The organism is Streptomyces sp. NPDC054841, from assembly GCF_053611045.1.
The window spans coordinates 1-9,413 of the sequence record NZ_JBSGZO010000344.1 but is presented as its reverse complement, the minus strand read 5'-3'; the positions used below and the strand labels follow the sequence as shown (position 1 = coordinate 9,413).

Here is a 9,413-nt window from a genome sequence, read left to right as displayed (position 1 = left end):
GCCCGCCGCACCGCGGGCCGGTCACCGCCCGGTCACCTCACGCGGCGGCGTCGGAGTTGCCGCGGAGCTTCACGTTCGCGGTGCTCACGTTCTTGATCGCCGTCTCGATCCGATCCATCGTCGACCCGGAGCCGATCCCCGGCACGGTCGCCGTGTTCAGCGCGTACAGCGTGAAGGTGTACGGATGGGTCGAGCCACCGGGGCAGGGGCCGAAGTACTCCTGGGAGTTTCCCCCGCTGCCCATGGCCTTCTGTTTCGCCGGGCTCTGGCCCGGGACGTCGAACCCCGAGCCGAGCCCCTCCGGCAGGGAGAGCCTGGCCGCGGGGATGTCCCAGATCGCCCAGTGGAGCTTGTTGCCGCCGTTCGCGACGTCGGCGAAGACGATCGCGTACGCCTTGGCCGCGGTCGTCCCCGCACCCCACGTCAGCGGCGGCGAGGGATCCTGGCCCGCGGTGCCGTCCCCGGCGCAGGTGTACTTCGCCGGGATGGACGCGTTGTCGTCGAAGGCGTCGCTGGTCAGCTTGAACTCACCAGGGGTCGTGCCGCCCGAGTAGACGATGTCGATCCGCAGGATCCGGTCGTTCCCGGCCGTACCGTCCTTGTCGGTGGACGTGGTCAGCCAGATGTCGCCGTCGTGGTCGACCTCGACCGTGCGCAGCCGGTCGTACGTCCCCTGGAAGTACGTCTTCTGCTCGACCAGGCCGGCGGAGGAGTCGATCCGCATCCGGTAGACCCGCTCGCCGCGCGTCGTGGCGACGAAGACATGGTCGTTGATGATCGTCAGGCCGCTGGGCGAGGCCGAGGAGACCGGCCAGGTCTTCTTCGGCGCGATGTAGCCGGAGCAGCTGCCCGACGTGCCCTCGCAGTTGGGCCAGCCGTAGTTGCCGCCCTTCTGGATGAGGTTGACCTCGTCCATGGTGCCGTCGCCGAACTCCGCCTGCCACAGCCGGCCCTTGGAGTCGAAGTCCAGGCCCTGCGGGTTGCGGTGGCCCTTCGACCAGACCGCGTTGCCGAAGGGGTTGTCGGACGGGACGGAGCCGTCGGGGTTGATCCGCAGGATCTTGCCGTTGAGCGAGGTGTTGTCCTGCGCCCGCGACTCGGTCTGGGCGTCGCCCATCGACGCGTACAGCTTGCCGTCGGGGCCGAACCGCAGCCGGCCGCCGTTGTGGAACCTGCTCTTCTCCATGCCCTGCAGCAGCACCTTGTAGCCGCTGAGGGTGTTGTTCTCCAGGGTCATCCGCACGATGCGGTTGCCCTCGGAGGAGGTGTGGAGGAAGTAGAGGTAGTGGTCGGTGGTGAACGCCGGACTGATCTCGATGCCCATCAGCCCGCCTTCGCCGCCCGTGGTCTGGGAGTTGGGCACCTTGCCGACCAGCGTCTTCGTGCCGGACTTGGTCAGCTTGTAGACGTTGAAGGTGTTGCGCTCGGTGTAGATGCCGGTGCCGTCGGGAAGGAAGCCGAGGCCCCAGGCGACGTCCACGCCGGTCGCGAGGGTGGAGACAGCGCCCGGGTCGGGGGTGCCGCCCGGCCGGCTGCCGGCGGTCGTCACGGTGATCTCCGGGCTGAAGCCGGACTTGTTGCCCTTCGCGTCGTACGCCCTGACCTTGAACGTGTAGGCGGTTTCGGCGGTCAGGCCCGCGACGCTGGTACTGGTCGTGTCGGAGGTGCCCGACAGAACTCCGTCGCGGTGGATCTCGTACCCGGTGACCTTCACATTGTCGGTCGAGGCGTTCCAGGCGAGGTCGACGGTGGTCGCGGTCTTCGCCGGGGAGCGCAGGTTCGCGGGGGCCGTCGGAGCCTGGTCGTCCGGCGGGGCGGGCAGGGTGGCGATGGTGACGGCGTTGCTCGCGACGGAGGCGTTGCCGGCCGCGTCGCGGGCGAAGACGGTCCAGTCGTACGTCGTCCCGGGGTCGAGGTTCTCGACGGTCGCCGCGAGCGTCGTACCGCTGACCTTCTTCATCAGCTGGCCGTGCTGGTAGACGTCGTAGCCGGTGACGCCGACGTTGTCGGTGGCGGCGTCCCAGGCGAGCGAGACCGTGGTGGCCGTCGGCTCCTTGTCCTTGCGCAGATCCGGCGGCGCGGTGGGCCGCTCGGTGTCGGCGGGGCCTGTCGCGGTCACGGTCAGCTTGTCGAGGTTCGGCCCGTCGACGCCCGAGGTCGTGGCGCGGATCTTGTTGCTGCCCGCCTTCAGTACGGCGTCGACGGAGACGGTCCGCCAGGTCGTCCAGGCACCGGTGGCCGGGAACGAGCGGTCGTCGGCGACGGTGACGCCGCCCACGGCGATGTCCAGCGGACGGTCGGCGGTGGCACTGGCGTAGCGGAAGTCCAGCTTCGCGTTGGCGGCCTGCGCCGAGTCGACGGTGAACTCGACGTACGCGCCGCTGACGGCCGCGAAGTTGACGAAACCGGTGCCGGAATGGTTCGCGTGGTTGGACTCGACGACGCCCTGCGAGATCGTCGCGGACTCGGCCTCGTAGTCCGTGCCGCCGGGCCCTTCGGCGGCGGTCACATCGATGTAGTCGAGGTTGGGACCGCCCTCGGCCGCCGCCGATGCCGTACGGATGGTGTTGGCACCGGCCTTGAGGGTGACCGTGGTGGTCACGGAGGACCAGGTGGTCCAGGCTCCGGTGGGCTGGAAGGCCAGATCGTTCACGGCGTTCGCGCCGTTGACGCCGATGTCGAGCGGCCGGTTGCCGGTGGTGCCGTTGGCGTAGCCGAGCACCAGGGTGGCGCTGCCCGCGGCGGGGGCGTTCACGGTGAACTCGGCGTAACTCCCGGCCACATTCGTGAAATTGACGAAGCCGGTACCGGAATGGCCCGCGTGGTTGGACTCGACGGCACCCTGCGAAACGGTCGCCGCCTCGGCCTCGTACCGTACGACGGCGGCGGAGGCGGCGGCCGCGGGCTGGGCGGCCGAGCTCGGATTCGGCAGCGCCACGGCTAACGCCGCGGTGGCCGCGGCCACGAGGGCACCGACCGCTCGGCGCGGTCTGCGGGGGATTGGTGCCACGGGGATCCTCCCGATTCAGATGGATAGGAAAGGTTCCTAACCATGAACAGGGCACACCCATGGGCATGATCACGTCAAGAGAGGTGCAGGGGATTGCCGAAAACGCGAGTGCGGCCCCGAACCCACCGGGAAACGGGGGTTCAGGGCCGCACACGTACTGACCGGCGATTCAGTCCTGGACGAGCTCCACCTGGATCTCGATCTCGACCGGGGCGTCCAGCGGCAGCACCGCGACACCCACGGCGCTGCGCGCGTGCACGCCCTTGTCGCCGAGCACCGCACCGAGCAGCTCGCTCGCGCCGTTGATGACGCCCGGCTGCCCGGTGAAGTCGGAGGCGGAGGCGACAAAGCCGACGACCTTCACGACACGGGCGATACGGTCCAGGTCACCGGCGACCGACTTCACGGCGGCCAGCGCGTTCAGCGCACAGGTGGCGGCCAGCTCCTTGGCTTCCTCCGCGGTGACCTCGGCGCCCACCTTGCCGGCGACCGGAAGCTTGCCCTCCACCATCGGGAGCTGACCCGCGGTGTAGACGTACGGGCCGGACTGCACGGCCGGCTGGTACGCGGCCAGCGGCGGCACGACCTCCGGCAGCGTCAGGCCGAGCTCGGCGAGCTTCGCCTCAACGGCGCTCACCGCGGCCATCAGGCCTTCTCCCGCTTCAGGTAGGCCACGAGCTGCTCGGGGTTGTTCGGCCCGGGAACGACCTGGACGAGCTCCCAGCCGTCCTCGCCCCAGGTGTCCAGGATCTGCTTGGTCGCGTGCACGAGAAGGGGCACGGTCGCGTATTCCCACTTGGTCATGGTGCCGACTGTAGCCGCACGGGCGGGCAGCCTCGTGACGCAGCCCGGCCGGGTCCCGTGCCGCGGCCCGGTCGACCCGTCGACGCGGCCCGGCCGGCCCGGTGACGCAGCCTGTGGGCAGCCTCGTGCGTAGCCGGCGGGGCGACTGGTTAGGCTCGAAGGCGTGAGCAGGCTCCAGGTCGTCAGCGGCAAGGGCGGTACCGGTAAGACGACGGTCGCCGCGGCCCTCGCGCTCGCCCTCGCGACCGAGGGAAAGCGCACCCTCCTCGTCGAGGTCGAGGGCAGGCAAGGCATCGCGCAGCTCTTCGAGACGGAGGCGTTGCCGTACGAGGAACGGAAGATCGCCGTCGCCCCTGGCGGCGGCGAGGTCTTCGCGCTGGCCATCGACGCCGAGCGGGCCCTCCTCGACTACCTCCAGATGTTCTACAAGCTGGGCTCGGCGGGCCGCGCACTGAAGAAGCTCGGCGCCATCGACTTCGCGACGACGATCGCCCCGGGTGTCCGGGACGTGCTGCTGACCGGCAAGGCATGCGAAGCCGTACGCCGTCGGGACAAGAAGGGGCAATACGCCTACGACCACGTCGTCATGGACGCCCCGCCCACCGGCCGCATCACCCGCTTCCTGAACGTCAACGACGAAGTGGCGGGCCTCGCGAAGATCGGCCCGATACACAATCAGGCGCAGGCCGTGATGCGGGTCCTCAAGTCGGCGGAGACGGCGGTGCACTTGGTGACGCTGCTGGAGGAGATGCCGGTCCAGGAGACCGCGGACGGCGTCGCCGAGCTGCGCGACGCGAGCCTCCCGACCGGCAAGGTGATCGTCAACATGGTGCGGCCGCACATCCTCGACGAGGAAGCGGTGCGGACCGCCGCGACCACGAGCCGCCGCAAGGACATCGCCGCGTCGCTCACCGCGGCGGGCGTCAGCGGCGCGGCCGGACTGGTCACGCCGCTGCTGGAGCAGGCCGCCGAGCACGCGCAGCGCGTCGAGCTGGAGCGCGAGCAGCGCGGCGTGCTGAGCGCGCTGGATCTGCCGACGTACGAACTTCCCCTGCTGAGCGAGGGGGTCGATCTGGCCGGGCTGTACCAGCTGGCGGCCGAACTGCGGAAGCTCGGTGTGAACGGGGAGAACGGATAACGCATGACGCCGTCCATGACGCATGGCATCGCGCTGCAGGACACGCCGCTGCTCGACATCGATCCGCTGCTGGAGGACCCGGGGACCCGCATCATCGTGTGCTGCGGCGCGGGCGGGGTCGGCAAGACGACGACCGCGGCGGCCCTGGGCGTACGAGCGGCGGAGCGCGGCCGCAAGGTGGTCGTCCTCACCATCGACCCGGCCCGCCGGCTGGCCCAGTCGATGGGGATCGATCTGCTCGACAACACCCCGCGCCGGGTGGAGGGCATCAAGGGCTCCGGGGAACTGCACGCCATGATGCTCGACATGAAGCGCACCTTCGACGAGATCGTCGAGGCGCACGCGGACCCGGCACGGGCCCGCGCCATCCTGGAGAACCCCTTCTACCAGTCCCTGTCGGCCGGCTTCGCGGGCACGCAGGAGTACATGGCGATGGAGAAGCTGGGGCAGCTGCGGGCGCGCGACGAGTGGGACCTGATCGTGGTCGACACTCCGCCGTCGCGCTCGGCGCTGGACTTCCTGGACGCTCCGAAGCGGCTCGGCTCGTTCCTGGACGGCAAGTTCATCCGGCTGTTGATGGCCCCGGCGAAGATGGGCGGCCGGGCGGGGATGAAGTTCCTCAATGTCGGTATGTCGATGATGACCGGCACGCTCGGCAAGCTGCTGGGCGGTCAGCTCCTGCGCGACGTGCAGACCTTCGTGGCCGCGATGGACACCATGTTCGGCGGGTTCCGCACCCGCGCGGATGCCACATACCGGCTGCTGCAGGCGCCCGGCACGGCGTTCCTCGTGGTCGCCGCCCCGGAGCGGGACGCGCTGCGCGAGGCGGCGTACTTCGTGGAGCGTCTGGCGGCGGAGGAAATGCCACTGGCCGGGCTGGTGCTCAACCGGGTCCATGGCAGCGGCGCCGCCCGGCTGTCGGCCGAGCGGGCGCTCGCCGCCGCAGAAAATCTTGATGAGGGCCGCATTGTGGATCAGGAGGCCGGGAAGGCTGGTGTTCGTGACACCACGGACCCCTCTCCCGCCGTGGAGTCGGCGCCCGAGCCCGCCTCATCGCAGGCGACCCCCGAGCTGACCGCAGGTCTGCTGCGCCTGCATGCCGAACGGATGCAGGTGCTCGCGCGTGAACAGCGAACGCGCGACCGCTTCACCGCTCTCCACCCCGAGGTGCCCGTGGCCGAGGTGGCCGCCCTGCCAGGGGACGTGCACGACCTTGCAGGACTTCGAGCCATCGGTGACCGGCTCGCGACCGGTGGGTCTCCGGCCGGAGCTGCGTAACGGCACATGCGTACCGGCGGACAGGCTCTAGTGCCGCGACCGGCAATGTTTGCCCGTCAAGGAGCGTCGTCAGGTGCGTGCCATCGCAAGGCGGCCGGAAGTCCTTGTAGCGGAGCTACCAGGGCTTTTGGCCAACGCAGCGAGGGTGCGTGCCGGGCGGCGCGACAGGGCAAAGCTTGCCGGGAGGGGCACTAGCCCACAGCCGCGTACGTCTCGTAGGTCTCGTCGTCCTCCAGGCCCACGGGCAGGATGCCCGCGCTCCGCTCGTACTCGGTACGTGCGGTCTCGAGCAGCCGGCGCCAGGAGGTGACCGTGGGTCGCCTGCGCAGCAATGCGCGCCGCTCCCGCTCGGTCATGCCACCCCATACGCCGAACTCGACACGATTGTCGAGCGCGTCGGCCAGGCACTCGGTCCGCACCGGGCATCCGGTGCACACCGCCTTGGCCCTGTTCTGCGCCGCTCCTTGTACGAACAGTTCATCCGGATCGGTAGTGCGGCAGGCTGCCTGCGCACTCCAGTCGGTTACCCAGCCCATGCCGGCGCCGTCCTCTCCCGAATCGAGGCTCCCCCACGGCGGCAGCGGCATATTCACCGCTGCCAGTTGAGGACGTTACGGAAGGTGGGCACAGCGCAACACCCCCTTCGGGCCCAATCTTGAATGGCCCGAACGGACTATGCGTACGCGGCAGATCACCCAGGGGAGTGAGCTGGGGGCATACGTAACAATTCCGACAATTCCGGGCAGTTGAGTCCGGGCGACGGGGAGTTCGTCGCCTCGGGACAGCCGGGGGTGGGGCGAAAGACGGGCGGGGGTGTCGCGGGGTATTGATACGCAACGGCACTGCTGTGACAGTTGAGAGCAGCTTAGGCCAAGGCCTATACGCGTGTCCGGCGAATGAGAACGTAGGCTGCCCCCATGGCAAACAAGCGCTCGGGCGGAGGTCTGACCGGGACCCAGCAGGCCGCCAAGTTCCTCGGTGTCAGTGTGCTCTCCGGAGCGGTGCTGGCAGGCATCGCCCTGCCCGCCGCCGGCGCGCTGGGGCTCGCGGCCAAGGGCACGGTCGAGGGATTCGACGAGATCCCCGCCAATCTCAAGACTCCCCCGCTGAGTCAGCGCACGACCATCCTGGACTCCAAGGGTGGCCAGATCGCCACGGTCTACTCGCGCGACCGCACGGTCGTCCCGCTCAAGGACATCTCGCCGTACATGCAGAAGGCGATCGTCGCGATCGAGGACGCGCGCTTCTACGAGCACGGGGCGATCGACCTCAAGGGCGTGCTGCGCGCGGCCAACCGCAACGCGCAGGAGGGCGGCGCCGCCCAGGGCGCCTCGACCCTCACCCAGCAGTACGTCAAGAACGTCTTCGTCGAGGAGGCCGGTGACGACCCGGACAAGGTCGCCCAGGCCAACCAGAAGACCATCGGCCGCAAGGTCCGCGAGCTCAAGTACGCGATCCAGGTCGAGGAGGAGCTCGGGAAGAAGAAGATCCTCGAGAACTACCTCAACATCACCTTCTTCGGCCAGCAGGCGTACGGCATCGAGGCGGCGTCCAAGCGCTACTTCTCCAAGTCCGCGAAGGCCCTGAAGCTGGAGGAGGCGGCGATGCTCGCCGGCATCGTCCAGTCGCCGAGCCGCTACGACCCGGTCAACGACGAGAAGGAAGCCACCATGCGGCGCAACACCGTGCTGCAGCGGATGGCCGACATCGGTGACATCTCCCAGGCCGAGGCCGACAAGGCCAAGGAGACCCCGGTCAAGCTGAAGGTCAGCAAGCCGAAGAACGGCTGCATCACGGCCGTCAACGGCTCGGGCTTCTTCTGCGACTACGTCCGCGAGGTCTTCCTCTCCGACCCCGTCTTCGGCAAGACGCGGGAGGACCGGGCGAAGATCTGGAACCGGGGCGGTCTGACGATCCGTACGACCCTGGACCCGCAGGCGCAGCGGTCGGCACAGGACTCCCTGAAGGACCACGTCTACCAGGGCGACAAGGTCGCGGCGGCGGTCACGATGGTCGAACCGGGCACCGGCAAGATCGTCGCGATGGGCCAGTCCAAGCCGTACGGCTTCGGTACGAACGAGACGCAGATCAACTACTCGGTCAACCAGAAGATGGGCGGCTCGAACTTCGGCTTCCCGGTGGGCTCGACGTTCAAGCCGTTCGTGGCCGCGGCCGCGCTCGAGCAGGGCAGGCCGCCGACGCAGACCTACCCGGCCCCGTACCAGATGCCGTACCCGGACTCGATCTCGACCTGCACCGACAAGCCGTGGCGGAACCAGGGCTTCTCGCTGGAGAACGAGAACGAGAAGGAGGTCGGCCCCTACGCCCTCAAGGAAGCGATGGCGAAGTCGGTCAACACCTACTTCGTGCAGATGATCGCGGACATAGGGCTCTGCCCGGTCGTGGAGATGACCGACAAGCTGGGTGTGGTGCAGGGCAACGGCGCCAAGCTGCCGGTGTCGCCGTCACCGCTGACCCTCGGCTCCACCGGTATCGCGCCGCTGACGATGGCGAACGCGTACGCGACGTTCGCGAACCGCGGTACGTACTGCACGCCGACCGCGATCGAGTCGATCAGGACGGCCGACGGCAAGAGCCTCAAGGTGCCGCAGTCCCAGTGCGGCCAGGTGATGTCGGAGCGGACCGCGGACACCGTCAACTCGCTGCTGCGCGGTGTGGTCGACTCCGGTACCGGCCGGCAGGCCGGGCTGACCGACCGGGACAACGCGGGCAAGACTGGTACGACGGACGAGCGGCGGAACGCCTGGTTCGTCGGCTACACCCCGAACCTGGCGGGTGCGGTCTGGGTCGGCAGCGCCAGCCAGAAGGTGCAGATGGTGAACATCACCATCGGCGGGCAGTACCACGACAAGGTCTTCGGTGGCCAGGTCCCCGGTCCGATCTGGAAGGACGCGATGTCGGGTGCGCTGGAGGGCAAGGAGGCCCCCGGCTTCAACACGATCGACATCCCGGACCCGGAGAAGGACGAGGACGAGGAAGGTCCCGACGGCAGGCCCGGGAAGCCGGGCAAGCCCGCCAAGCCCGGGCAGAAGCCGCCCGTCATCACCTTCCCCCCGGATCTGATCGGCGGCACCGATACCCGCAGTCAGACCGACGGGGGCACGACCGGCCGGCCGCGGCGCTGACGCGCGTGCGCCGAAAAGGGCCCCGGTGCTCGGCACC

Annotated in this window: 7 protein-coding genes; 3 read left to right on the top strand and 4 right to left on the bottom strand. The window is 69.1% G+C overall.

The annotated features are described in order from the left end of the window. Positions 1-37: 37 nt before the first annotated feature. From ACWGI8_RS32380 to ACWGI8_RS32370, 3 genes are all read right to left on the bottom strand, one after another. Positions 38-3,010 carry a PQQ-dependent sugar dehydrogenase gene (locus ACWGI8_RS32380; protein ID WP_453666363.1) on the bottom strand — a complete coding sequence of 991 codons (2,973 nt, stop codon included), beginning with the start codon at positions 3,008-3,010 and terminating at the stop codon, positions 38-40. A 169-nt stretch (positions 3,011-3,179) separates the two neighbouring features. Next, on the bottom strand, positions 3,180-3,647 hold the full coding sequence (locus ACWGI8_RS32375) for a RidA family protein (protein ID WP_453666365.1): 468 nt from the start codon (positions 3,645-3,647) through the stop codon (positions 3,180-3,182). An 8-nt stretch (positions 3,648-3,655) separates the two neighbouring features. Then, positions 3,656-3,814, bottom strand: a complete 159-nt coding sequence (locus ACWGI8_RS32370; protein ID WP_003967454.1) for a DUF4177 domain-containing protein — start codon at positions 3,812-3,814, stop codon at positions 3,656-3,658. Between the two features lie 163 nt (positions 3,815-3,977). Between ACWGI8_RS32370 and ACWGI8_RS32365 the strand changes: the two genes are divergently transcribed. Both ACWGI8_RS32365 and ACWGI8_RS32360 read left to right on the top strand, forming a co-directional pair. Beyond that, positions 3,978-4,952, top strand: coding sequence for an ArsA family ATPase (locus ACWGI8_RS32365; RefSeq protein ID WP_453666361.1), 975 nt, complete (start codon positions 3,978-3,980; stop codon positions 4,950-4,952). A gap of 15 nt (positions 4,953-4,967) precedes the next feature. Further along, positions 4,968-6,230 carry an ArsA family ATPase gene (locus ACWGI8_RS32360; RefSeq protein WP_453666359.1) on the top strand — a complete coding sequence of 421 codons (1,263 nt, stop codon included), beginning with the start codon at positions 4,968-4,970 and terminating at the stop codon, positions 6,228-6,230. Between the two features lie 191 nt (positions 6,231-6,421). Here ACWGI8_RS32360 and ACWGI8_RS32355 read toward each other — a convergent pair whose 3' ends face one another. Next, entirely contained in the window at positions 6,422-6,766 is a 345-nt protein-coding gene (locus tag ACWGI8_RS32355) for a WhiB family transcriptional regulator (protein ID WP_266381103.1), read from the bottom strand. Positions 6,767-7,147: 381 nt separating this feature from the next. Here ACWGI8_RS32355 and ACWGI8_RS32350 point away from each other — a divergent pair, with 381 nt between their 5' ends. After that, the gene (locus ACWGI8_RS32350) at positions 7,148-9,376 is read left to right on the top strand and encodes a transglycosylase domain-containing protein (RefSeq protein WP_453666357.1); all 2,229 of its coding nucleotides are present in this window, start codon (positions 7,148-7,150) and stop codon (positions 9,374-9,376) included. Positions 9,377-9,413 lie beyond the last annotated feature (37 nt).